25 protein-coding genes and 1 tRNA gene are annotated in these 25,182 nt (G+C 53.7%); 15 read left to right on the forward strand and 11 right to left on the reverse strand.

Annotated features, from left to right (window positions below; translation table 11 throughout):
• Nucleotides 1-40 precede the first annotated feature (40 nt).
• Nucleotides 41-1,102, forward strand: a complete 1,062-nt coding sequence (locus tag BMY44_RS07610) for a YeeE/YedE family protein (protein WP_089992324.1) — start codon at nt 41-43, stop codon at nt 1,100-1,102.
• 2 nt (nt 1,103-1,104) lie between these two features.
• Here the strand turns inward: BMY44_RS07610 and BMY44_RS07615 are convergent, their stop codons facing one another.
• Both BMY44_RS07615 and BMY44_RS07620 read right to left on the reverse strand, forming a co-directional pair.
• On the reverse strand, nt 1,105-2,049 hold the full coding sequence (locus tag BMY44_RS07615) for an MBL fold metallo-hydrolase (protein WP_089992327.1): 945 nt from the start codon (nt 2,047-2,049) through the stop codon (nt 1,105-1,107).
• Nucleotides 2,046-2,966, reverse strand: a complete 921-nt coding sequence (locus BMY44_RS07620; protein ID WP_089994673.1) for an MBL fold metallo-hydrolase — start codon at nt 2,964-2,966, stop codon at nt 2,046-2,048. The genes BMY44_RS07615 and BMY44_RS07620 overlap by 4 nt, the downstream gene beginning before the upstream one ends.
• A gap of 904 nt (nt 2,967-3,870) precedes the next feature.
• Between BMY44_RS07620 and BMY44_RS07625 the strand changes: the two genes are divergently transcribed.
• From BMY44_RS07625 to BMY44_RS07655, 7 genes are all read left to right on the forward strand, one after another.
• Entirely contained in the window at nt 3,871-5,028 is a 1,158-nt protein-coding gene (locus BMY44_RS07625; RefSeq protein WP_089992330.1) for a site-specific integrase, read from the forward strand.
• Nucleotides 5,029-5,066: 38 nt separating this feature from the next.
• Entirely contained in the window at nt 5,067-5,795 is a 729-nt protein-coding gene (locus BMY44_RS07630; protein ID WP_131801587.1) for a hypothetical protein, read from the forward strand.
• A gap of 127 nt (nt 5,796-5,922) precedes the next feature.
• Nucleotides 5,923-6,147: a helix-turn-helix transcriptional regulator gene (locus BMY44_RS07635; RefSeq protein ID WP_089992335.1), complete on the forward strand. Its 225-nt coding sequence runs from the start codon at nt 5,923-5,925 to the stop codon at nt 6,145-6,147.
• 139 nt (nt 6,148-6,286) lie between these two features.
• A complete protein-coding gene (locus BMY44_RS07640) occupies nt 6,287-6,508 on the forward strand; it encodes a hypothetical protein (RefSeq protein ID WP_089992338.1) in 222 nt (73 codons plus the stop codon).
• A gap of 148 nt (nt 6,509-6,656) precedes the next feature.
• Nucleotides 6,657-7,877 (forward strand): hypothetical protein, encoded by a 1,221-nt coding sequence (locus tag BMY44_RS07645; RefSeq protein WP_089992341.1) that lies wholly within the window; start codon nt 6,657-6,659, stop codon nt 7,875-7,877.
• 254 nt (nt 7,878-8,131) lie between these two features.
• Complete coding sequence (locus BMY44_RS07650) at nt 8,132-11,002, forward strand: cold shock domain-containing protein (RefSeq protein WP_089992343.1); 2,871 nt, start codon at nt 8,132-8,134, stop codon at nt 11,000-11,002.
• Between the two features lie 189 nt (nt 11,003-11,191).
• Nucleotides 11,192-11,755: a thermonuclease family protein gene (locus BMY44_RS07655; protein ID WP_089992346.1), complete on the forward strand. Its 564-nt coding sequence runs from the start codon at nt 11,192-11,194 to the stop codon at nt 11,753-11,755.
• A 188-nt stretch (nt 11,756-11,943) separates the two neighbouring features.
• Here BMY44_RS07655 and BMY44_RS07660 read toward each other — a convergent pair.
• Nucleotides 11,944-12,019 (reverse strand) — tRNA-Thr (locus BMY44_RS07660).
• A gap of 42 nt (nt 12,020-12,061) precedes the next feature.
• Nucleotides 12,062-13,708, reverse strand: coding sequence for an ABC transporter permease (locus BMY44_RS07665; RefSeq protein ID WP_089992348.1), 1,647 nt, complete (start codon nt 13,706-13,708; stop codon nt 12,062-12,064).
• Between the two features lie 71 nt (nt 13,709-13,779).
• On the opposite strand from BMY44_RS07665, the gene BMY44_RS07670 reads away from it, so the two are divergent.
• On the forward strand, nt 13,780-14,670 hold the full coding sequence (locus BMY44_RS07670) for a hypothetical protein (RefSeq protein ID WP_242650500.1): 891 nt from the start codon (nt 13,780-13,782) through the stop codon (nt 14,668-14,670).
• A gap of 1 nt (nt 14,671) precedes the next feature.
• Here the strand turns inward: BMY44_RS07670 and BMY44_RS07675 are convergent, their stop codons facing one another.
• Nucleotides 14,672-14,941: a DUF2312 domain-containing protein gene (locus BMY44_RS07675; RefSeq protein WP_089992354.1), complete on the reverse strand. Its 270-nt coding sequence runs from the start codon at nt 14,939-14,941 to the stop codon at nt 14,672-14,674.
• 106 nt (nt 14,942-15,047) lie between these two features.
• Here BMY44_RS07675 and BMY44_RS07680 point away from each other — a divergent pair, with 106 nt between their 5' ends.
• Complete coding sequence (locus BMY44_RS07680) at nt 15,048-15,263, forward strand: hypothetical protein (RefSeq protein WP_089992356.1); 216 nt, start codon at nt 15,048-15,050, stop codon at nt 15,261-15,263.
• Here the strand turns inward: BMY44_RS07680 and BMY44_RS07685 are convergent.
• Nucleotides 15,260-15,571: an ArsR/SmtB family transcription factor gene (locus BMY44_RS07685; RefSeq protein WP_242650501.1), complete on the reverse strand. Its 312-nt coding sequence runs from the start codon at nt 15,569-15,571 to the stop codon at nt 15,260-15,262. The two genes, BMY44_RS07680 and BMY44_RS07685, sit on opposite strands and share 4 nt — an antisense overlap.
• An 85-nt stretch (nt 15,572-15,656) precedes the next feature.
• On the opposite strand from BMY44_RS07685, the gene BMY44_RS07690 reads away from it, so the two are divergent.
• The 4 genes from BMY44_RS07690 to BMY44_RS07705 are packed head-to-tail and all read left to right on the forward strand — an operon-like array spanning nt 15,657 to nt 17,829.
• Entirely contained in the window at nt 15,657-16,520 is an 864-nt protein-coding gene (locus BMY44_RS07690) for an MBL fold metallo-hydrolase (RefSeq protein WP_089992361.1), read from the forward strand.
• A gap of 10 nt (nt 16,521-16,530) precedes the next feature.
• Nucleotides 16,531-16,956: a YeeE/YedE family protein gene (locus BMY44_RS07695; protein WP_242650502.1), complete on the forward strand. Its 426-nt coding sequence runs from the start codon at nt 16,531-16,533 to the stop codon at nt 16,954-16,956.
• Complete coding sequence (locus BMY44_RS07700) at nt 16,956-17,387, forward strand: DUF6691 family protein (RefSeq protein ID WP_089992366.1); 432 nt, start codon at nt 16,956-16,958, stop codon at nt 17,385-17,387. The genes BMY44_RS07695 and BMY44_RS07700 overlap by 1 nt, the downstream gene beginning before the upstream one ends.
• 10 nt (nt 17,388-17,397) lie before the next feature.
• Entirely contained in the window at nt 17,398-17,829 is a 432-nt protein-coding gene (locus tag BMY44_RS07705; RefSeq protein ID WP_089992369.1) for a protein tyrosine phosphatase family protein, read from the forward strand.
• A gap of 62 nt (nt 17,830-17,891) precedes the next feature.
• On the opposite strand, the gene BMY44_RS07710 is transcribed toward BMY44_RS07705, so the two are convergent.
• The 5 genes from BMY44_RS07710 to BMY44_RS07730 form a co-directional block, all read right to left on the reverse strand.
• Nucleotides 17,892-18,863: a FliM/FliN family flagellar motor switch protein gene (locus tag BMY44_RS07710; RefSeq protein ID WP_165611803.1), complete on the reverse strand. Its 972-nt coding sequence runs from the start codon at nt 18,861-18,863 to the stop codon at nt 17,892-17,894.
• A 64-nt stretch (nt 18,864-18,927) separates the two neighbouring features.
• Nucleotides 18,928-21,618: an ATP-binding protein gene (locus tag BMY44_RS07715; RefSeq protein ID WP_089992376.1), complete on the reverse strand. Its 2,691-nt coding sequence runs from the start codon at nt 21,616-21,618 to the stop codon at nt 18,928-18,930.
• Nucleotides 21,615-21,869 carry a hypothetical protein gene (locus BMY44_RS07720; protein ID WP_089992378.1) on the reverse strand — a complete coding sequence of 85 codons (255 nt, stop codon included), beginning with the start codon at nt 21,867-21,869 and terminating at the stop codon, nt 21,615-21,617. The genes BMY44_RS07715 and BMY44_RS07720 overlap by 4 nt, the downstream gene beginning before the upstream one ends.
• Nucleotides 21,866-22,234, reverse strand: a complete 369-nt coding sequence (locus BMY44_RS07725) for a response regulator transcription factor (RefSeq protein ID WP_089992381.1) — start codon at nt 22,232-22,234, stop codon at nt 21,866-21,868. The genes BMY44_RS07720 and BMY44_RS07725 overlap by 4 nt, the downstream gene beginning before the upstream one ends.
• A gap of 66 nt (nt 22,235-22,300) precedes the next feature.
• Nucleotides 22,301-23,629: an XRE family transcriptional regulator gene (locus BMY44_RS07730; protein ID WP_089992384.1), complete on the reverse strand. Its 1,329-nt coding sequence runs from the start codon at nt 23,627-23,629 to the stop codon at nt 22,301-22,303.
• A 170-nt stretch (nt 23,630-23,799) separates the two neighbouring features.
• Between BMY44_RS07730 and BMY44_RS07735 the strand changes: the two genes are divergently transcribed.
• Nucleotides 23,800-25,149 carry a substrate-binding protein gene (locus tag BMY44_RS07735; RefSeq protein WP_089992387.1) on the forward strand — a complete coding sequence of 450 codons (1,350 nt, stop codon included), beginning with the start codon at nt 23,800-23,802 and terminating at the stop codon, nt 25,147-25,149.
• Nucleotides 25,150-25,182: the final 33 nt, after the last annotated feature.

Consider the following 25,182-nt stretch of genomic DNA (forward strand, 5'->3'; position numbering starts at 1 on the left):
GTCAAAGCGCTTGTCGTGCGAAGCTGCGAGAGCTTGGCGCATGTTAGAATCCCTGATCGAAACGTATGGCGAAGGCCCGCTGTTGCTGGGTGCCGGAGCGCTTGTAGGTATCCTATTTGGTGCCGCTGCCCAGCGATCGCGTTTCTGCTTACGCGCCGCAACGGTTGAAGTCGCGGAGGGTTATCTTGGCCCAAGACTCGCAATTTGGCTGATCGCGTTCACTACTGCGGTGTGTGCCGTCCAATGCTTGATTGCATTCAATTGGCTCGATGTCAGCGAAAGCCGCCAGCTTGCTACGACAGGCAGCTTGTCGGGTGCGATCGTTGGTGGGTTGATGTTCGGTGTTGGGATGATCCTTGCGCGGGGCTGTGCCAGCCGCCTTCTTGTTCTGTCCGCAACTGGCAACCTACGCGCAATTGTCACTGGCTTGGTTTTGACGCTAGTTGCACAATCCGCATTGCGCGGCGCATTGGCCCCGCCCCGCGAAGCGTTAGCACAAGTCTGGACCATTCCGGGCGGATCTGCACGCGACATACTGGACCAGTTTGGTGTTGGTGCTGGCACTGCAACCATCTTTGCCGTCTTGACCTTGTGCGCCGCGCTGTTTTTTGGGCACCGTAGAGGTTTGGCTTACAACCACATCCTTGCTGGTGTTGGTGTCGGCCTTGCTGTCGCGCTTGGTTGGCAACTCACCTACCTTGTAGCGGTCAATTCGTTCGATGTTATTGCAATTTCGTCGGTCACGTTTACAGGTCCATCGACCGACACGCTGATGGGGTTGGTCAATAGTCGCCAGCTCCCGCTCGACTTCGGTGTTGGCCTTGTCCCAGGTGTTTTTGTGGGAGCGGGACTGACTGCCGCCATCAGGGGTGAGGCAAAGATACAGCGCTTTGGCGAAGATACTCCGATGGAGCGTTACCTGATCGGCGCTGCCCTGATGGGCTTTGGCGGCATGCTGGCCGGCGGCTGCGCTGTCGGGGCGGGTATGTCTGGTGGCGCGATCTTCGCCCTTACCGCTTGGGTTGCTGTCGCATCCATGTGGATCGGCGCCATGCTGACCCATCGCGTAACGCTGTATCAAGGTCGAGCGCAAAGCGCCTGAGGCTATTCAAATTCCATTTGTTCGAACACGCGCCCCGCGTTTTTGGTTGCGAGTTCTTCGAATGTGTCTAGATGCGCGTAGGGTGATTGATCGACATAGTAAGCGTCCGACAACCCGCCGCCAGCATCCAGATGCGCCCCGACCTGTGCGCGCAAGTACTCCAGGTACCCTTTGGTATAGCGACGCACCTGATCCATATTCGTCGGATGCCCATGCCCGGGAATGACATAGGTCGCGTTCAATGCTTCAAATTCAGTGTCCCACGTTTCAAGCCAGTCCAGCGTGTATGTGTCTTCAAAGATGGGAAGCATCCGTTCGTGGAACGCCATATCGCCCGCTATGACAAGGTTCTGATTGGGCAGCCAGACGACAACATCGCCCGCGCTGTGCGACGGCCCAAGATAGCGGACCTCAATACGAAAATCACCAAGTTCAAGGATGTACTCATCCTCAAACGTCTCTGTCGGCCCTTGCAAAACGGTTCCTTCATGGCGATCGCGGCTCACCCTTTCTGCTGACTCCAGTATCTGGAACCCGCGATCTTCAAATTCAGCGGCTGCGTCCACATGTGCAAGAATTGGAACGCCTTGCGTGATCCAATAGGAATTGCCTAGCATCGCGTGGCCCTGCCCGTTCTCGTTCACGACCAGCACAACAGGGGCATCAGTGCGCGCTTTGATTTCTTCGTGAAGCGCTGCAGCAAGGCCGTACGACCCGCCGCCATTGATGACCACCACTCCCTCATCCGTCATGATAAAGCTGAGGTTGTTATTGTGACCCGCGTTCTCATAAGTCGGCGGGGCCGTCGCCCCAATGGCTGAAAAGACGCCGGGGATAAATTCAACTGGCGCGCTATAAAGGAGTGATCCAGGGTATTGATCCGGAATATTCTCGTTTGCATGAGTTGCAGACGCGAAGACAACTGCGGCTAGCGCGAAACGGATCATGAGTCCTCTCCTACAAAGACAAAGCCTTCATCTCGTTTTTCCGCCCGGCCCAAGCCGCCGTTTGGCAAATGAAAGCCCACAAACCGCATCTGGTCATGCGCAAGTTGGTCAAGAAGCATCTGACGAGTCTTTGCGCCAAGCGTACCATCTTGATCTGATCCGGAAATCCACCCAGGGCGTTCGAACGCGATATGATGATTACCAATTGCGTCCCCAACGACCATGATCTCCTCGCGACCGACAGTCACAACAAACGCCATGTGACCGGGCGTGTGCCCCGGTGTGGCGCGACTGTGGATACCGGGCAAAACTTCTGCTCCGTCATCAAAAAGGATGATCCGGTCCGCAATTTCAGCCAAACGGTTGGCAGCACCGACTGCAAAACTCTGGCGTTCCGTCCCAATCGTGGAAACCGTATTCGGATCCGTCCAGTATGCGAACTCGTCTGCGCCAATATGATAGTCAGCCTCAGGAAACGAAAGATCGCCAAAGTCATCCAGCAATCCCCAAATATGGTCTGGATGGGCGTGCGTGAAGACAACGTCTGTCACATCAAATGGATCAACACCTAATGTGTCGAATGCCTCTATTAGCCGGCCAGTTGTGGGCATGAAATCGGCCCCCGCGCCTGCATCAAACAGAACAGTACGGGTCCCATCCCGGAACAAGGTCACATTGCAGTCCGGGGTCAAGGTATCACCCGCAAGACCGTATCGCGTCAGAATTTCATCAGCACCCGGTGGCGACATCTCGCCCAGAATAAAGCTTTTTGGAAGGACAAGGTTTCCGTCGCTCAGCGTATCCAGCCGAGCTTGACCTGCGATGACATTCGATTGTGACCAAAGCGGCGTTGGCATCGCAAGCGTAAGGCCAATAGCGCCCATTCCCCTTAGATAGTCTCTTCGATCGATTGCCATTTCGCCCTCATACATTCAATTTAATGAATATTAATACATGTAAGGTCTTTCACCAAGCGAAACCTTCAGTTGCGTTTACTGGCAAGCCGGTTTTTCTGGAAAGGCTACTACCAACGATGGTGGCATGGTGGCCGCAAGCTCTCCAATTCGTTGCAATTACAACGAAGCCTACTGCGCACCCGTTACGTTGAACGGCTGCGCGCGGCGAGCGCTGTGAGGTTGATCACAAAGGCGGTGCAATCGCCCTTCTCGTGAGGTTTTCCCGATGCTTCACTAAGTTTTGAACTCAGGCTCCTCATTACGTGCCAAGTGTCATGATTGATGTCTTCTTGCACATTGTTTTGTTTCCTCAGACCTGTCTGAACGCATTACCCATCGCTCCATGCGTTTCTTTGCCTTCAACGTGATAATCAGTCCATCACGACTTTGAACTGCCCATGTTCATTGATACAAAACAGCCTACAAAGACGCGCAGATAGGAGAATTTCTTCGTATTTGAAGACTTGGAGTCCCGATGTTCTGGCAATGCAAGGCAGCCTTACGGAGGTTTTCAGCTATTCATCGCACAATTGATGTCCCTCACGCGTGGGTACGGTGCCAGATGCGAAAGAACCGGTCTGCGCGATAGATCACGAGAGATGCGATATAAACAAGGCCGAATAGAAGGCCTTCGAACTGTTCTAGATGATGAAATGGTGCCCCCACACGGACTCGAACCGCGGACCTACTGATTACAAACGGCCAAAATGGGGATTCGCTCAATTTCTCTGAATTTCGCCAAACAGCCATAAATAACTGTTTATAAACGTTTATTCTTGACGTTGACTACGCCAAGCTTGCATCACCTAACCCACGAAACGCTGCACGAGGCTTCCGATAAGCTTCCGGATTTGGTGGGGACACGATGGCGAAACTGACAAAACGGCATGTCGAAAGCATAGCACCGAACACGAAAGAACGCATCCTTTGGGATGATGAATTGAGCGGGTTTGGATTGCGTGTCTATCCGACGGGCCGCAAGGTCTATGTCGTCCAATACAAGCTACACGGACGCACACGCCGCAAGAACCTTGGCAAACATGGTGTGGTCACAGCCGACGAGGCACGGCGCGAGGCCAAACTGTGCCAAGCCGACGTCGCCCGTGGCGCTGACCCGTCCGCTGAACGCAAATCGCGCTTACGCAGTCCGTCGATCAAAGAACTTGGCGAACGGTTCTTAAGCGAACACGTTGCCCTGCATTGCAAACCGACCACGCATTACGATTACACCAACCTGTTGAAGAATGTCGTGAACCCTGTGCTTGGTGGCATCAAAGCGTCTGAAATCACGTTTGCGGACATCCAAGCGTTCCACCTCAAACGTCGCGAGACACCCTATCAGGCAAATCGCGGTGTGATGGTTCTGTCAAAGATGCTGAACTTGGCGGAAGATTGGGGCCTGCGTCCAATGAACACAAACCCCACGCGGCGCGTCAAACGCTACCCCGAGGAAGAAAAGAAACGATATTTGGACGAAGACGAACAAGAACGGCTTGGCGGTGTCCTTGCCGATATGTTGGCGCAAGGCGAAATCAGCCGATATGTATTCGCTGCATTCTATCTGTTGTTGCTGACAGGGTGTCGGCTTGGGGAAATCCAGAAACTGAAATGGGACTATGTGACCCGCACCCATTTAGAATTGCCAGACAGCAAGACCGGACGGCGGCGCATCCCCCTGCCCCCACCCGCGAGGCGTTTATTGGACAGCCTAGAGCAGCGCGAGGGCAATCCCTATGTGATCTTGGGAACGCATGGGTCTGGCCACTACAACGATCTGCAAAAGCCGTGGCGCAAGATCAGGGCCGTCGCAGGTCTGGACGACGTGCGTTTGCATGATCTGCGGCATACATATGCGTCTGTCGCGGTGATGAATGGGATTGACCCCTTCATGTTGAAAGAGATTTTAGGTCATAAGAACCTGTCCACAACGCTGCGATATGCGCATCTGTCGGATGATGCAGTGCAGAAAGCAGCGGGCAAAATTGCAAATCGACTTGCAGGCGCGTTGGGAAATATGGCGTAAACAACCACATACTATGACTTAATACAATTAGGATTGAAATGACCGGAACAACCTCGCTTCAAACCATCTGGAAAAAAGCTGTATGGATGACGAACAGTCCCGTCGTATATGCACCTAAAGACCAACGACTAGAAAAACAGAGACTAGATAGCGTTTCAGCCCTTGAAGCCTTTGGGAAGGAGGTACAATGCTCCGAGAATAGCAAACTCACCGTGGCCGCTCAGCTTACCAAAGGTCTTGAAAAAGCCCAAAAAATTACGGGTCCACGAATGGCGCTTGCTAGTGCTATGCAGGATAACCTTGTTAAATGGCTCTTGTCAGAAAAACTAATTGCCCTTGGTTTTGAACATCCAAGAAAACTAGATGATCTACCAAGAATAGTTCCTGCAGAATTTTGGCGCGGAACCAAAAATTGGGACAGGTCCACCCTATCGCATCAAAGCATTAAGTTTGTCGATATCCGCATTATTTACCCATCGTATCTGACAGATATGAAAATGGGGAACATCGCTTCTGACGAAGCCGCAGTTGTGAAATCAAAAGTTAAGATCGGTCGCCCATCTGTGTCCGGTCAATTGTTAAGATGTTTTGAGGCTTTGCTAGAATCCGGTAAAATCAACCCAAGGAACAGCTTTGCATCTCACTTTTCAATGATCAAAGCTTGGCTAAACGAACATAATCCAGACATGATGCCCAACCCACAGAAACTATCCGACAATACCATCAGGAAGCATTTATCAAGTAAATTCAATTCACTTAAAGACTAACATAAACTAAAAAATGCAATCACCATAAACTATAAAGTCGTATCCTATTTATAGTAATTCTCACGCTAGCTGCGCCCGCATACGTTGACCTCATCAACAACACTCTAAGCCACTTGAGGACAACACTATGCAGCGAGAAACACACGACACCCCACCACGATCCACCCTCGTAGACGAACGCGAAGCCGCGTCTATCCTTTGCTATTCCGTCCGCGCTTTGCAGAACTGGCGGCATCGTGGCGGCGGGCCGGACTTTGTCAAAGTGTCGGCCCGTTCTGTGCGCTATCGCCGCGCTGATCTGGACGCTTGGATCAAGGCCCGCACCGTCAGCAACACCTCACAAACCATCTAACACACCAGTTTTGCCTCAAAGGGCTTGGCAGCACCTTTGAGGATTTTGGGGCCGAAAGGCTTTCAAACGGGCGCGAGGTCTCGCCGCTTCGCGCCCCTTTTTGCGTCTGCCGACAACTCAAACTGATGAAAGAAACCACATGTCAAACCATCCCGCTTGCAAGCTACGGCTTGGGCTTATCACTGCAACAATCTGGAAGAACGACACCTTCTATACTGTTGATTTATCACGCTCTTACAAGGACCATACAGGCCAATGGCAAAGCACCACCAGCTTTGGCCATGCTGATCTGTTGAACCTGTCCAAGTGCGTACAGCGCGCTGAAAACTGGATTGCGGGGCAAGCCAATGCACCTCAATAATCATACGAACCCGCATCCCATTCGGCCCCAAAACAAAAGCTGCCCCGCCGGAGGCACCAACACCGTCGATCTAGAACCAAAGGCAGGCGTTAGCGGGCAAAGGGGGGTGGTAGTAGCACCCCCCTCTGGAAATACAGCACCCACCCCAATGTTGGTTCTGCACAGGGGCTTTGACACATTTGCAATGTCGATCAAGGCGACCATCCCAGCAGAACTGTACGACCTGCTGGAACGAGAAAAAGCCGTTGCCGAAGAAGAACGCCGCGACGTGCTGGTGGTCTACAATGGCATCCAGTTCCTACTGAGGCCACATGGGGGCGGTGGCTATTGCTTCCTGATCAGCGAAGGTGATAACGGCGCGACATGGTCATTCAAGAAACCCAACACAAAAGACCCTTGGGGCATCCGGCTTAGTTTTGGATCACGCTACCTTGCCTTGAACGGTTTGGGCCGCGCCAAGGCGCATGCCGAACACGTCACAAAGCAATTTGGCATTGTTTATCAGAAAGATGATATCAGCTTCGCGCGTGTTGATTATTGCGTAGATATTCCCGCGCCTAACTTCGCTCTGATCCCAGAACATTTTGTCATGCATAGTCATACCAAACGCCGCGATTTTATCACAGCTGAGGACATATCCGTGCACGGCAAGTCCGGCAGGGTCACGTCTGTTACCGTTGGTAGCACGACAAATAGGCAGGTGATAATTTACGACAAAAGGGAGGAAATTACCGCAAAAGGTAAGGTTTTCTGGTGGGAAATTTGGAGTGCAAATTTACGTAAATATCACGAAATATGCGTAAATTTACCGAACTTTCATACCGTTTCACATCAATCTATCCCCAAAACCCTCATCTCATCCGACGCAAGCCAAAGCCGCGTTTGGCGGATTGAGTTCCGCGCTGGAAAGAAGCTGCTGAAAGACACTTGGAACATTCGCACATGGAAAGACTTGTTTGCACGTTTTGGTGACCTTTGCCGTCAATCGTGTGAGCGTATCCGCTACACCTTACCCGCCCCTAACGACACCAACCGTGCACGCTGGCCCAATCACGAAATCTGGGATTTAGCATGCGCGGAGATGAACGGCGATCTGTTCGAAATGCGCAGCGATGTGGAGCCATGCCGCGTGAAGGAGGTGCACCGGGAACAGCATATCGGGATGATTTATCGGAACATCTTTGGATCAACACTCTCGCTTGCTGCGTTGGAGGGAAAGGAACGCGATAATCTACCTGCGTTCTTTAGAGACCTCGGACGGCGCTTTGACGAAACGGCAAAGGACAACGCGGTGCGGACAGCAAAGCAGTTAAAGGACGCGAAAGAACGGTATGTGTTTATGCAAAAGCCCGACGCCGACGATACGTAACGGTTCGTAGGGAGAATCAGACAGTCAAAAGCGCCTTACAGTATGTAAGGTGCTTTTGCGTGTCGGGCGGGAAGCGGCCATTCGCTGCACTTGCAACGGACATCGGCTCCAACTGCAAAGCGGACATAGGCAAACGGATTTGTGAGCGCACAGAAAACGCTCTGATCACACTGCATCCAGGTTGTTAGTTTCCATCTTTCCCGCCTAGAGTGGAGTAGATCAATCTTCAATGGAACGCGACGGGCTGGAATTCTATGGACCTTGATACTGCTGCGGAACTTTTTGCTGAGATTGCAAGCGAATTTTCGGCCGATGCAAATGGTGCAATTACCGAAGAGGATGTTCGGTTCAGGCTCATCAACCGAATTCTTACTGAAGTTTTAGGGTGGGAATTTAAGGAAATTCAGACTGAGAAACCCAATGAAAGTGGGTTCTCGGACTACCTGATCCAAAGCAATGGAAGAACCCGTGCGATAGTCGAGGCAAAAAGAACAGCCGCTAAGTTGACTACTTCGAAGTCACGGAAGCTCAGTTTCCTTAAAGTCGGCGGATCTGGTCTCGACGACGCACGTGAGGGCATTAAACAGGCATCCAGTTACTGCTTCGAGGAGGGAGTTGACTTTGCCGTTCTGACAAATGGGACCACTTGGATTGCGTTCAGAGCTTCCCGAACTGACGGAAAAAAGCCGGCTGAAGGCAAGGCTGCTGTCTTCAACACACTGGACATTATCAAGGACAACTTTCAGTTTTTTTACGAACTGTTAAGCCGCGAGCATCTTGTAAATCGGGTCTATCGGGCGATCCTCGACGAGCAAGAGGGCTTCAAAATCCTCCCAAAGGAACCCCTCTTTTCACCCTACGAGCTTGGGGCGGGAAAGGTAGTTAGTCGGTCGGATCACACGCGCGATCTTGAAGACGTCTTCGATACCTTTTTCTCTTCGATTGCGGGCGACCAAGACAATTCGTTGCTGATCAAATGCTTTGTAGAGAGCAAAGAAAGTCAACATGCCGAGAAGGTACTTGCAAGGATAACTTCCGAGGTCCTCGAGCAAATTGAGCCCATGCAGACAACGACCGGCGGCCAACTTGAATCTGAAATTGAGAGAGCTGCGAGAGCAAACCGCGGGGAAAAAGTTCTCTTAGTCGGGAACAAAGGTTCTGGCAAATCCACTTTTGTAGACCGGTTTTTTGAACTGACCTTAGCTGACAGCATGCGTCGTCGATGCGTGGTTTTGAAAATTGATCTGAAGCGCTACGAAGGAGACGTAGGAGGGCTATCTTCATGGCTTGATCGTCAGCTTCAGAGTCAGATCAATGACAAACTGTACGGTGAATCCCCTCCTTCGTATGATGAGCTCCAAGGGGTTTTTCATAGTACCTATCAGAGTTGGGCCGTAGGACCGCATAAGCATTTACACGATAGTGATCCGACAGCTTTCAAGATTAAGTTTGGGGAACATCTTCAAAAGATCATTGACGATAGACCTCATGACTATTGCACAAATCAACTAGTTAATATTGTCAAATCCAGAAAACGTCTGCCTTGCATAATTTTCGACAACACAGATCAGTTCTCGAGTGAGGTGCAACAGGCCGTATTTCAGTATGCCAACGCTATATATGAACAAGTTGGTGTTTGTTTCTTGATTGTTCCTATCACAGATCAGACTGTATGGCAGCTTTCAAAAACTGGCCCACTCCAGTCATACGAGGCGAAATCATTTTTCCTTCCGGTACCGAGCACGAAGGAAGTACTTGCGAAACGAATAGAATTTTTGGCTAGTGAAGTCGAAAAGGTCGACGCAAGCAAGGGTAGCTACGCACTGCCCAACGGGATACAGGTCGCTCTGGAAGACCTCCGCGCATTTGTTCGATCTCTCGAGGAAGTCTTCATAAACAATGAATTCGTATCTCGTCGCATTGGGTACCTTTCCAATTTTGATATTCGGAGGTCATTACAGCTTTCGAAGCGAATAATGACGTCACCACATATTGGGATAGACGACCTTATCAAGGTCTACCTATCACGAGGTGCATTACAGGTGGGGCCCGATAAACTCTCCATGGCAATTGTAAATGGTCAACATAGCCACTTCAGACAAGATCAGAGCGAATTCATCCTAAATCTGTTTGCTATCGACCCAAGTCTGATCAGTACACCGTTCTTGCGTCTCCGTATCCTTGTCCTTCTTCTAGACAAGCAAAGGAGCGAGCATGATCCGCTGGACAGCTTTCTAGTTTGCGGCGACATTGAGCAATATTTTGATGTAATGGGTGTGCCGGGCCAAGTGACGCGCGCGCATCTACAAGCACTGCTCGAGGCTAGGCTTATCGAGCCATACAACCCGACAGTAAGTAACGTGATTGAGGGACAAAGCGTAAGTATCACCACAAGTGGTGAGCTACATGTCGAGTTGGCCCTTCACGACATCGTGTATTTCGCCCAAATGGCCTTGAGCACTCCAATAAGGGATCAAGATTTGGCAGCCTTACTAAAGGAGGTCGATCAGAAGACGGACTGGTCTCGGCAGCGAAAAGATCAAGAAATTCGCGAGAAGTTTGTTAAGTACTGTGCCAAGGAAGATCGGGTATTTGTTAAGATTCCTCCAGGAAGAGAAAATTATCGAAATCAACTGACACTGTTGGATGAAATTGAAGCCCGGCAAGTCACTAGTGGTGAAAAGGGCAAAGTAAAGTGGTTCAATGTGAATGCTGGTTATGGCTTCGTGACACTTAACTCTACTGGAGAAGATGCGTTTCTGAGCTTGACGGTTTTAGAACAGTTTGGCTTCAACAGATTAGAGACTGGTCAGGCAATTGTCTTTAAGTCCATCCCAACCTCTCGTGGTCCGCAAATTACTGAGATTTCAGAAATAGACAATGTTGAAGTCGCTGGGCCAGAACTGCCGCAGGCACCGGACTTGAGGCTTGCCAAGGTTGTATTCTACAATCCATCCAAGGGCTTTGGTTTTCTACGTCCTGACGACGGGAGCCGCGATATCTTACTGCCTCGTCGGATTCTAAATGCCGTTGGATTAAGTGATATCAATGAAGGTGAAACCCTACTCGTTGAAAGCGCGATGGAGATCAAGGGCCCCGTCGCCACGGCAATTGCAATCAGCTAGCCTACTATGAGTGTAGGCCAGCAGTGAACGGCAGGAAAGCGGTTTGCGGCTGCAGCATTCAAATTTTTGGGTCAACGGCGGGTTTGGGCCGAATTACAACACTTAACACATTGCTCTGCGGAAAGGTTAAAGTTCGCTTCAAGCTAAATTTCTCTTTCGCACCCTCCGTATCTATTTTAGCTTTGCTTGATGGAACTATTGCCGATCTTCGTTTTTCTTTTAGTCGCGGTGATTTTTTTTGCGTGGTTATTTAAGGGCAAGGAAGATCGTGTATCGCCGCCAAAACCGGTCGCTAGGCCAAACCACCCAAACCTAAAACCCTTTCAATCGAAAACCGCCAAGCCAGTCGCTCAAACCATCAATGGCCCCGCCTATGTAGTTGATGGCGACACAATCAAAATTAAGCAAACACAGATTAGATTGTTTGGCATTGATGCACCCGAAATGAACCACCCGTATGGCAAAAAAGCCAAGTTGGCGATGGTTGCGCTCTGCAAAGGTCAAATCGTGCGTGCCGAAATCACGGAGAAAGATGCGCACGGACGCACCGTTGCGCAATGCTTTCTTCCTGATGGTCGTGACCTGTCGGCAGAGCTGGTCAAACAAGGCTTGGCAATTGACTGGCCGAAGTTTTCGGGCGGTGTGTACCGCGACATGGAAACACCGGACGCGCGAAAAAAAATGTGGCTGGCCGATGCACGTCAAAAAGGGCGCATGCACGTTTGGGAAAAGTTCGAAGCAGGCCAGAAGTAATCAGACGCCGCCAGCCGCCTGCCACTCAAACTGATGCCGTCCACCCAACAAAATTCAAAAACTCACGATGTGATTCTTCTGTCACGGAACTATGGGGATAAACCGGCTTCCGATAAGCTTCCGAATGCAAATTAGAAATGGGGTAAACTAAAACCCCACCACTCAAGTAATTGATTTTATTAATTAAATGGTGCCCCCACACGGACTCGAACCGCGGACCTACTGATTACAAATCAGTTGCTCTACCAGCTGAGCTATAGGGGCACTGCGCGCGTCTTTAGCGTGGGATTTCTGACCTTGCAACCCCTAACGATTGGTCCGTGCCAAAAGCAAGACAGCGCAAAGTCCGACGAATGTAATGACCAGCGCGGCGGGTGCGGCATCCGAGAGGTTTTCCAGCGAAGCCTTTGCGTGAACACGGGTCGCGAGGGTTTCTTCGTAAGACAACAGAAGGGTTGCAGGCAGCTCCTTTACAGCGTCGACAAAGACTAAGAGCAGGGCGGATGCGATCGACGCGCGCACCAACGGCACATGAACCGCCCGCAGTGTCCCACCTGCCGTGTGGCCCAGCGACCGCGCCGCCATTGGCAAGCTATCCGCCACTCGTCCGAACGCCGCATCAGCTGTCCCTTGCGCGATCGCGAAGAACCTTACGACATAGGCGAGCACCAGAACACCCGCGCTGCCAAGAAGCATCAGCCCCGGATCAGTGCCAGTCACCCACAGGACCAGATCAGCGAGCGCATTGTCGATTGTCGCCAGTGGAAACAGGATTCCGACGGCCAGCACTGCCCCAGGGGCGGCATAGCCCAGCCCTGTCAGGGGCATCAGTTTGCCCGGTAGTTTGCTGCGCGACATGCGCACGCCGTAAACCATGAAGACCCCGCCCGCGACAGTCAGTACCGCAGCAAGTCCACAGACAATCAGTGTGCGCAGCAGCGCATCCCGCAGGCCCGGGGCGGCCCATTGATCTGCATCGAATGCATGGCCGAGCAGCACAGCGAGTGGCAGAAAAAAACCGATCAGGATCGGCAGGATGCAGGCAATCGTGGCTGCCATCGCGCCAAAACCGTCCAGATCCGTCGGAACCACAGGGCGTTGATTTCGTCCGGAACCGGCAAACCGGCTCTTGCGGCGGCTCAGCTTTTCCAGCGCGACCAGTACCACGACGAGGACAAGTATCAGACTTGCGATCTGTGCTGCACCACCAAGATCGCCGCCACTGCGCCAGATTGTGAAAATGCCGGTAGTCAACGTTTGGACAGCAAAATAGTCGACGGTGCCAAAATCGTTGACGGTTTCCATCATGACGACCGCCACGCCCGCAGCAATAGCTGGGCGGGCCAGCGGCAGGCCGACACGCCAGAACCGCGCGAATGGACCCGCCCCGAGCGCTCGCGCCACTTCGAATGCAGCGCCTGATTGTTCGCGAAATGCTGCCCGTGCAAGGATGTACACATAAGGGTAAAGTGCGGCACTTAGCACGATGATGGCGGCACCGCGTGTGCGGATTTCGGGAAACCAGTATTCGCGTGACGTTGCATAGCCGAAATAGTCACGGATGCTGGTCTGAACGGGGCCCGCATATTCCAGAAAATCCACCAGCGCGTATGCCCCGACATAAGCTGGCACGGCCAGTGGCATCAACAAAGCCCATTGCAGCCATCGCCGGCCAGGAAACCGGTACATGACGACGAGCCAGGCAGCACCTGTGCCAACCATCGCGGTCAAGGCACCGACACAGACCATCAGGATGACCGTATTTGACAGGTATCGCGGCAAGACAGTCGCGACCAAATGCGGCCAGTTGTTTGTCTCGGGCGTGAGTGCAAAATAAAACACTGCCAGAATAGGTGCGACAACAATGAGCGCAATTAGGGATGCACCAATCGCCCAGCCGTTGAGACCAAGTTTTGACAGGCCCACATATTTCCGACGAATAGACTCAGACATGATGCGACGGACTAGCCGAAAGAAGTTTAACTGTCCAGAAATCCGCCTATGATAGTAAAAAGCATAAGCAATTGGGGCAGCAAGCGTTGGAAATCGCGTTTCACATCGGGGCGAATTGCACGGACGACGACCGACTGTTGAAATCCCTGCTGAAGAATACGCAGACGCTTGCAGACCATGGCGTCAAAGTTCCTGGTCCCGGTAAATACCGCCGTTTGATCCGCGAAACGATCCAGAACCTGAAAGGCGCACCCCCTGCCCCCGATACGAGCAATATCCTCTTGGATGCGATACTGGATGACGAAAACTCCCGGCGTCTTGTGATGAGCAACGCGAATTTCATTTGCATCGCTAACCGAATTTTCGAGAACGGCATCTTTTACGAACAAACAGAGTCGAAGGTCGGGGCGCTAACCAAGCTTTTTCCGGATGCGCAGATCGATCTGTACCTTGGTATCCGCAATCCTGCGACCTTCATTCCGGATGCATTCCAGAAAAGCAAAGCGACATCGCTGACAGAGTTCTTACACGGTTTTCATCCGACACAGGTACGTTGGTCAGATATGATCCGAAGGGTACGCTATGCCGCGCCGGATTGTCGACTGACGGTCTGGTGTAACGAGGATACGCCTCTGATCTGGGCCGAACTCATCCGGACGATGTCAGGGCTTGCGCCCAGCGCGAAGATTACCGGCGGTTACGATCTTTTGACTGCAATTATGTCGCCCGAGGGCATGAACCGGTTTCTGAATTACATGCGCGCCCACCCGCCAAAGACAGAAGTGCAAAAGCGCAAGATCATCACTGCGTTTCTTGACAAATACGCGATCGAGGACGCGATAGAAGAAGACATCGATCTGCCCGGCATGACCGGAGAACTTGTTTTTGAAATGTCAGAAATCTACGATCAGGACGTGAACTTCATCAGCCAGATGGAGGACGTGCACTTCATCACACCCTAAGTCACATACCCAAAGCTGATTTGTACATGTCCAAGACGGCTTCTTCTTCTGCCAGATCATTGGCGTCACGCTTTCGGATGGCGATCACCTTGCGCAGGACCTTGGTGTCGTAGCCGCGCCCTTTGGCTTCGGCCATCACCTCTTTCTGGACATCGGCAATATCTTTCTTTTCGGCTTCCAGACGTTCGAACCGTTCGACAAACTGGCGCAATTCCTGCCCCGCAACGGTGAGTGTGCTTTCGCTGCCCGCGTTGGTTGCTTCGTCGGTCATTTGGGTTCTCCTCTGGTGTGCTCGGTCGTGTCCTAGCGGCCCTACGCAAACCTTGCAAGCAAGTCCCGCGGACGTTAGGCCAGCAACACGAGATGCGGGGTAGGACATGGATGTTTTGATTTGGATCGGCGCAGGGCTGACAGTACTCGGACTGGCCGGAATCATCTATTCTATGGTTCTGGTGACCATGGCAAAGCGCGCAAACCTATCGGATGAAGACATGCGCACGAGGCTTGGCAAGATACTGCCATTGAACCTCGGCACGCTTTTCCTGTCGATGATTGGGCTGATGATGGTGATCGTCGGCCTGATGCTTGGCTAAGACTCTGGGCAGAACACTTCGTACAGCCGCTCAAGCACGGGGCGCACGCGCGGATCGGACAGCCGATACCTCTTGACCCGTCCTTCGCGTTCAAAGGTGACAAGTCCTTCGCCACGCAACCGGGCAAGCTGGCTTGAAACATATGATTGCGGCGCATTGAGTGCCGCCTCCAGCTCTCCGACCGTTTTGTCTCCAGGTACAAGCGCGCACAAAATACGCAGGCGTGACGGATTGGACAGCACCTTCAACATTTCAGCCGCTTCAGCCGCACCGGCATCCATAGGATCTACAGTAAATACATCTCTCATGAACCTCATCTAGCAGGAAAAATAACACATGCCAATATTGAAATGTGATTTTAAACGACTAATGTAACACCAAAGGAGATTCGCCATGCATCCAAACGTCAAAGCTTTCTTCGACGACGCGACAAACACCGTGTCTTATGTTGTATCCGAACCCGAAGGGTCTGCCTGCGCGATCATCGACTCTGTTTGGGATTACGATCCTGCATCGGGACGGACGGATACAAGCTCCGCCGATGAAATCATCGCCTACGTGAAAGAAAATGGTCTGCGCACCGAGTGGATACTCGAAAGCCATGTGCACGCAGATCATTTGTCTGCTGCGCCCTACTTGCAAGAGGCCTTGGGCGGCAAGATCGGAATCGGGACGAATATCACAATCGTGCAGGACACGTTCGGAAAAGTCTTCAATGAGGGGACCCAGTTTCAGCGGGACGGATCGCAATTCGACGCCCTTTTCAAGGACGGCGACAGCATTCATGTCGGTCAACTGCGTGTCGATGTGATGCATACGCCCGGCCACACGCCAGCTTGCCTGACTTATGTGATCGGTGACGCTGCTTTCGTGGGCGATACGCTTTTCATGCCTGATTTCGGCACCGCTCGCTGCGACTTTCCCGGTGGTTCGGCCACGGACCTGTACAACTCGATCCAGAAAATCCTGGCGCTCCCAGACGAAACACGGATTTTCGTCGGTCATGACTACAAGGCTCCAGGTCGTGACGATTATGCGTGGGAAACGACAGTGGGCGAGCAAAAGGCTCTTAATGTCCATGTCGGCGCGGGTAAACCGATGGAAGATTTTGTTGCCATGCGCACGCAGCGTGATGCGACGCTCGGCATGCCGCGGCTGATCCTGCCAAGTATTCAGACCAACATGCGGGCTGGCAAACTGCCGGAACCCGAAGACAACGGCACAAGCTACTTCAAAGTGCCGATCAACCAGCTTTAGGACACAACACATGCAAACGGATTGGTTATGGGGCCTGCTTGGCGGCGGGCTTATTGGATCGGCTGCGGCGCTTTATCTGCTCGTTAACGGCCGCATCATGGGCGCGTCAGGGATCATTGGCGGGCTCGTTGACGGATCTGCCAAAGCAGCCTGGGCCGAGCGAGCTGCCTTTCTTGCCGGACTTTTTATCATACCGGCAGTACTCGCCTACCTCATGGGCGGGTCAGATACGCACCTGACATCAAATGTGGCCGTGATCATCGTCGCAGGTCTTCTGGTCGGCATCGGAACGCGGGTCGCCAATGGCTGCACAAGCGGACATGGCGTCTGCGGTATCAGCCGGCTGTCCTTGCGGGGCATGGTCGCGACAGTCTTTTACATCGGTGCGGGTGGCCTGACCGTCGTCCTGTTCAAACACACGTTAGGGGTGATCTGATGCGGGCAGTTTACGCTTTCCTTGCCGGTAGTCTTTTTGGTGCAGGTCTATTGCTGTCTGGCATGACGGACACCCGAAAGGTTCAGGGCTGGCTTGACGTCTTTGGGGACTGGGACCCGACACTAGCCTTTGTCATGGGGGGCGCAATAATCCCGATGGCAATCGCATGGCGTTTCGTCAACGGACGCACCCCTGTGCTTGGCGGACGTTTTCCGCCCCCACCGGAACCCAAGCTGGGTCATAACCTTGTTGTCGGTTCGGTCCTTTTTGGGGCGGGATGGGGTCTGTCAGGCCTCTGCCCCGGTCCGTCTATCGCCTCGTTGTCATTTGGTGGTTGGGGCGGCATTCTGTTTGTCGCCGCCATGCTGATCGGCATGGGTCTTGCGCCGTCGGTGCGGACACGTCTGGACGCGCTTGCAGAGGCGGGATAATCAGGCGGACATGGATATTCGCACACTGACCCCTGATTACGCGGTTTCACCGCAGATTGATCCCGAAGACTGCGCCGCGCTTTTCGAAGCGGGGTTCGGAACGATTATTTGTAATCGCCCGAATGCGGAAATTCCGGCCTCACACCATGACGATGTGATGGCAAGTGCGGCCGCTGCTGCCGGGCTTGCCTTTCTGTCACTGCCGGTAACGCATCAGACCATGACGCTGGAAATCATCGCAAAGCAAGCAGAAGTCGTCGCCCAATCGGACAAACCAGTGCTCGCCTATTGTGCGTCTGGGACACGGTCCAGCATCGTCTGGGCGCTCGGGCAGGCTGGCGAGATGCCTGCGGACGAGATTATTGCTGCAGCCGCAAAGGCTGGCTATGATCTAGGCGGCCTGAAACCACAGATAGAAATGCTGGCTGCGAAGAAAGGCTAATCGGCCGTGCCTGCTTCGCAGACGTAAGCCACAGAAGACTTGCGGGTTTCAATCCCTACTACCTAGTCGGCAACGGGCGACGCCACTTGCGCGATGCCCATCTGACCGCCTTCCAAGGCTGCGGTCGAACGGCGTGGCGTTAGGTTCGTCATTGCCGGTGCAATCGGGTTTTCAAGCCGCACGGCAATGTGTCCGCCAGATTGGCCAAGTCGGGCTTTGGCCACCTTGACCCCATCAGGACCAACTAATGTGACCGAGCTGACTGTGCACCCATGCAGCGGCAATACTTGTCCGGTCTGCAGGTTGTTCGCCACATGCAGCGGCAAATCGAAACGATGCAAGATGGCGCTGAGTGCTGCAGGAGCCCTCATCACCGTATCATGCAGCTCTGCTGACCAATCCGCTGAAAGAGGCGCGACCTTTGCCGGTTTCACCGGCACCTCATCCCATGGAAGGGCCAGCAGCAGTTCGCCGCGCCGATCTGTTCCGCCCAAATCAAGCGTCAATCGCATCAGCCGATAGGTGACATGTGGCAGGACAAGCCCGATCGCGCGCACGTCGTCATATCGTTCTGTATGCACTATACCCGTCGTCCAACCGTCAAGCGCGGTATTGGACGTCGTATCTGCGAGCTGTCCAAACAGTCCCGCCAACATCGGCTCTGCAAGGACAAGATCGGCAAGGGTGATCGGCCTTTCGTCAGGTCCGGACGCCCCGATCCGGCCCGTTGTTTGCACCTCGACGATCGCTGCGACAAAAGCGCGATCAAGCGCGAGGACGCCGACTGTTTCACCTAGGGAATTCGCGAGCTTGAGCAAAAGCAGCTCATCGCGCAGTGTATCCTGAACACCGTCGAGTTCGAGTGTTTCTTCGACGACCCCGCCTACGGTAAGCTGCAAACCAACGGTGCGTTCAGCAGCGCGGGTGACAGCCAGACGCATCGCGCGCGATGCGGTAACCGGGACCTCTGTCGCCGTGGCGGCAGTGCGCCCGATCATGCGCTGCAATACTGCTGGGTTGCTTTTGCCGGTCATTCCGTAGCCTTCTGACATACGCAGGTTGGTCTACAGGAAAACGGTTACCGATCTGCTAATATCATTACTGTGCCGCGACAGCTTGTGGTGCCGGCAAGGTCACCCGAAACGCACCACCCCCCTGCCCAGGCAAATAGGCGATACGCCCACCAAGCCGCGCCATGACTTCACGGCAAATCGCAAGCCCTAACCCGGCACCGCCTGCCCGCGCATGATCCGTAAGGCGCGCGAATTTTTCAAAGATCATTTGTTGGCTTTCGGTTTCGATACCCGATCCGTTATCAATGAAATCAACAACATATGATCCGGCAACCAGATGTGCACGTATTCGCAGCGTCGGCTGATCAGCGTCACAATACTTCGACGCGTTTGCTATCAAATTAATGAAAACCTGGCAAAGCCGGTCTGTATCGGTGGTCAGCGTAATGTCTTCGTTGCTTGTCTTGCGCTTGATGATCAACGCTTTGTCATGCAAGCCGGCAGACCCGACTGCACGGTCGAGCAATTCAGACAAGCGACAGGTCTGTTCGTGCAACGTCACCTGTCCGTTTTCGAGCACAGACAGGTCCAGCAGATCATCAAGCAACCGGGTCAATCGCATCGATTCATCATGGATAATCCCGGCATGGCGTGCCTTTTCCTCGGCTGTCATATCCATATCGCGCAGAATTTCTGAAAAAGACCGGATAGACGTCATTGGCGTGCGCAATTCATGGCTGATCTGGCTCAGAAAGGCATCCTTCTGCACGGAAAGGGCCGTAAGTTTGGCGTTCGCATCACGCAATGCACGGGCGGTACGTTCCTGCTCTGCCGATTTGGCCTCCAACTTGTTGGAATATTCCATGATCTGCGCCGCCTCGTCAGCAACAGCGATCAGGTCTTCCACCGAAACGCTTGCCCCTTGTGTCATCCGCCCCACCATCGCGTGTGCCGTCGCCGCACCGACCGAACCGGCCAGTTCGCGCTCAAGTCGCGCGACAAAATCGGGGGTGACATCCGGCAGATAGCCCTGCTTTCCCTGCGCGGCGGCGGCCGCTTGAAAGATCGTCTGCGCTTCGGCTGAACCAATAATGCGTTGTGACATGATCAACAGGTCTTCGGCGTTTGCTGCACTTTGGGACCAGGTCGGCGTTGCACCGGAATGCTCGAACACGTTTACGAATTGCGCACCCTGCAACCGTTCCAGTGGGCTTGGGAACGTCAGGATCGAAACGACAAAGAACATCACGCTATTCAGCAGCATCGACCACAACAGGCCGTGAACAAGCGGATCGATCCCAGTGATCCCGAAAAAGGCTTCGGGTCGCAACCATGTCATGCCGAAGGGTCCATTCGACATAACATCAAGAGGAATGACCGCACCGGGACCAAAGCTTGGCAGAAAAAGGGCCCATACCCAGACGCCAAACCCGGTAAGCAATCCTGCAGCGGCACCAAGCCGTGTTGCCCCGCGCCAGAATATACCGCCCAGCATCGCAGGCAGCACCTGCACTGCCCCCGTGAAAGAGATGAGACCGATTGCAGCCAGCGCGGTTCCCCCGCCAGACAGGCGATAATAGAAATAGCCAAGCGTCAGGATTGCAGCGATCGACAACCGGCGCGAAATGATAATGACGCGCCTGACATCGCCGGACCGCGACGCGCCCTCATCCCCGCCAGAGCGCAGCCAGATCGGCAGCACGATGTGGTTTGATACCATCGTTGCCAGTGCAATCGTCGCAACGATGACCATGGATGTCGCCGAGGAAAAACCGCCAAGAAACGAAAGAACCGCAAGGCCGTTCTCCCCTTGTCGCAAAGGCAATGTCAGAACGAAAAGGTCCGGGTTCGCCGTGATCGGCATGACGTTTAGGCCAACAACTGCAATTGGCAGTACGAAAAGGCTCATCAGGAAAAGGTATGCGGGAAAAGCCCAGCTTGCGATCTGCAGGTGTCGTTCGTCTGCGTTTTCCACGACAAGAACCTGAAACATACGTGGCAAACACAGGAACGCCGCCGCAGATAAGAAAATCAGGCTGATCCAGCGTCCGCTGCCTTGGTTCCAGGCCGAAATCGGTGAGGTTTCTATCGCTGTAAGTGTTGCTGCCACCCCGCCACCAAGTCCCCAAACAACGAAGATGCCGACTGCCAGCAGCGCGACAAGCTTGACAATGGCCTCGACCGCGATGGCGATCACGATGCCATTGTGCCTTTCATTCGCATCTAGGTTGCGGGTGCCAAATAGGACGGTAAACACTGCCAAGCCGACAGCCACCCAGATCGCATTCGCATTCAGGTCCGAGTCGTCCCAGGCCACGCCACTGTTTTCTGCGAAGACCGAGAATGACAGGGTAACTGATTGCAGTTGCAGCGCGATATAGGGCGTCGCTGCGACAATCGCCATCAGCGTTACGACGACGCCCAAAAGTGTCGATTTGCCAAAACGGCTGGAAATCAGATCGGCAATCGAGGTGATCCGCTGTGTCTTGCCAATCCGCACCAGCCGGCGCAGGATGATCCACCACCCGACCATGACAAGCGTCGGGCCAAGGTAAATTGTCACGAATTCCAGCCCTGACCGCGCGGCGTAACCAACGGCTCCATAGAACGTCCAAGCCGTGCAATAAATCGACAGCGAAAGCGTATAGATCAGCGGAGAGTTCAACCAGGCCCGGTTGCCTGCTGCTGCTCGCCTTTCAGCCATGAAGGCAACGGCGAAAAGGAACGTCACATAGGCGAGCGCAACGGCGATCACCCAGCTGAAGTCCAGCGTCATTTCGGCTCCGTTTCCGGTTTTAGCCCACGAGTGATGAGTGCGCAGACTACAATCAGCACGATCCAGACACCGAAAACATATAACATCGCATCAGCATTGCTGGTGGATGTGCCATCACCGGTGTTCCACATCAATGGAACGAACCAAAGTATCGCCCCGAAGACTGGCAAGATCCGCACGGCGTCCCGCAGGCGGCGCTGCCGGTAGGATTTGCGTTCAAGGAACAGCTGGCTTTTCTTGATCTGGTTCATTCGCCCAGAACAGTGCGCACGTAATCGCGCACTTCGGTGTTGGAAAATGGCTTGGTCATGAAATGGTTGGCACCCAATTCGTGCGCAAGGTCGCGGTCTTTGGTCTGGCCTCGCGCTGTCAACATCAGCACTGGCAGCGATGACGTGCGTTCATCGCCACGCAGATCGCGCAGGATATCAAAGCCGCTGCGCCCTGGCAGCATAACATCAAGGATGATCATGTCTGGCGGTGTTGACGTCACTTTGGCAAACGCCGTCTGGCCGTCTTCATGTGTATGCACTGTGAACCCGTCACGAGACAGAATGAAGCTGATCGCCTCGATGATGTTTGGTTCATCTTCGATCAGAAGGACGCGTTTGCCCATTCAGTCTGTCCTCCCTGCACTTCTCCCACGGCAACTATTGCCACAAAGCGACTGGCTGTCAAAGTATCAGGCGTCTCCGCGCAAGGCAGACGGCTCGCGCCGCGCTTTGCAATCGTTGCGCGGACAAATGCGGCAGGCAGGGCCGACCTTCAATTCCGGCGCATCCTGCGTTGGCAGCAAAAGCATCGTGGACCTGATGACAGGTGGCATGTTCAACCCTCCACCGCTTTGCGTGGCGACCGCATAACAGAGGAACCGGTCACCCTGTTGGCCGGGCAATGCAACGGTTGCACAGATCGGTCGCCCCGGTTGACTGATGGCCGTGAACACGGGCCAAAGAGGGCAAGCAACGCCGCCTTGCGCTAATGAAAAGCCGTCGACAGACTTCTGCAGCATGATCGCCCCCGCGCCATCACACGTCACAAAGCCTGATTTCGGCAGGTTCGACGACTGCGGCAAACATGCAAGACGTTCCAGAACATCCTGAAACGAAACGTTAAATTGCGCGGCGATGCGATCTGGATGAACGCCTAAATCAGCAATGGCATTGGTGATATTCGATAATGGCATCGCGTGGGCCAGTCGTTGATAACGCTCCATTTCGCTTTGCAGGACTGCCTCTGCCAATGGCGATAAACCGGCTGACCTGGCCTCCTTTTCCGGTGATCCATTCGGTCGCTCCAGGGCTGGTAAGTGGAAGTCGAGCTGCGACAAATACTGCGTGACCTCATCACGCGGTGACAGAGGCGTATCCTGATCCGGTGGCGCGTCCAAGTATCGGACAAGTGCATCACTGCTTTCAGCCAGTCGCACGGCATCATCGTTGATGTTCTTGTGAAACCGACTGATCCAGTCCGCATCCAATCGTTCGCCGCTTGTCAGAATGGACGCGGTTGACCGAATAGATGTGACAGCGGAAATGACGGCGTGCATGGATGTTGCCAGCTGTGGATCGTGGGTCAGCCGATCTGTCAATTCCGCGATCCTCGCCTCCAATATCCCAATGCGGCCGTGTTGGGCCGCGATCAAGGCAGCCCATCCGGGATAACGCGCTGCAAGTTCCTCGGTCCGCTCGATTTCCGCCGGCAATTTCGCACCTGCTGCTGCTGCGTGAAGCTGGTCCAGCACAGCCCGCGATGCGCCTTGCGTCAGCAAGCTTGGATCAACGTCAAGCGCGCGCCCCACGTCAGAGAGAAGCGTTCCCGCGATTCTGCGCCGGTTATGTTCGATGAGATTAAGATAGGAGGGTGAAATGCCAAGCTTCTTGGCCAGTTCCGCTTGGCGCAGACCAAGATCCAGGCGCCTTTCCCTGATCCGCGTCCCTGCATGTGTGTCTCCGGAAGTCGTCAATTCCTGAACCTTTTCAAATGCTTTCTGCGCCTGCAAGAGGATCATTTTACAGACTTTCACGTATATTTGTGCATTTGTTTACAACTTTGTCCAGTTATTTGAACACCATACTGTGCAAACGCCCCTGTCCCCGCGAAACTCTCCTCATCACTGTAAAGTGTCGCTGTGGGGGCGGAGGAGGCAACCACAGTGGAAAATCCAAAGGGAGGATATCAATGTCCAAATCCAACTTCTCGCGTCGTGGCGTGCTGAAGACAGGTGCTGTTGCTAGTGCAGGTCTTATGTTGCCGACGTATCTTCGCGCTGACGGCCACACTGGCTATACCAACGCACCCGGCGACAGTGGGACCGTAAAAATCGGTTTCAACGTGCCGCAGACAGGTCCTTATGCCGAAGAAGGCTTGGACGAACTGCGTGCGCAAGAGCTTGCAGTCGAGCATCTCAACGGAATGGGTGACGGCGGCATGCTGAACACCTTCTCTGAAAAGAACCTCGACGGTACAGGTATCCTGGGCAAGAAAGTCGAATTTGTCACAGGTGATACGCAGACAAAATCTGACGTGGCACGTGCATCGGCACAGTCGATGATCCAGAAAGACGGCGTCATCATGGTGAACGGTGGTTCGTCCTCCGGTGTTGCCATTGCTGTGCAGGGTCTGTGTCAAGAAGCCGGCATCATCTTTATGGCCGGCCTCACCCACTCAAACGACACAACCGGTAAAGACCGCAAGGCCAACGGCTTCCGCCACTTCTTTAACGGTTACATGTCCGGCGCAGCACTTGGCCCAGTTCTTGAAAAAGAATACGGCAACGAGCGCAACGCCTACCACCTGACCGCAGACTACACATGGGGCTGGACACAGCAGGAATCCATTCAAGCTGCAACCGAGGCAATCGGCTGGACAACAAACCAGAACGTGCTGACACCGGTTGGTGCGGGTGACTTCTCGTCCTATATCGCGCCTGTTCTGAACTCCGGTGCAGATACACTGATCCTGAACCACTACGGTGGGGACATGGTGAACTCGCTGACACAAGCGGTGCAGTTCGGCCTGAAGGACAAGCAAGTTAACGGCAAAGACTTCAAGATCATCGTTCCGCTCTACTCCGAGTTGATGGCCGCTGGTGCGGGCTCCAACATCGAAGGCGTGTTCGGTTCGATGAACTGGAACTGGCAGTTGCAGGACGAAGGCACAAAGGCTTTCACAAAGTCCTTCGGCGAGAAGTACGGTTTCCCGCCATCCGGTGCGGCACATACATGCTACGTGCAAACACTGCTCTATGCTGATGCCGTAACCCGCGCTGGTACATTCAACCCATGTGGTGTTGTCGAAGCGCTCGAAGACTTCGACTTCGACGGTCTTGGCAACGGCCCGACGACTTACCGTGGGTCTGACCACCAGTGCTTCAAGGACGTACTTGTGATGAAGGGTAAAGAGAACCCGACAAACCAGTACGATACGCTTGAAATCGTGGAAGTCACACCACGTGCACAGGTCGAGTATCCGGATGACCATCCAATGTTCGCCGGTGGCGATCTGGGTGAATGTAACCCGGGCGCATAAGCCTTTCGCTGGTCGCGCGCATCGGGCGCGGCC

Origin of the sequence: Cognatiyoonia koreensis, assembly GCF_900109295.1 — a bacterium.
Taxonomy (GTDB): Bacteria; Pseudomonadota; Alphaproteobacteria; order Rhodobacterales; family Rhodobacteraceae; genus Cognatiyoonia; species Cognatiyoonia koreensis.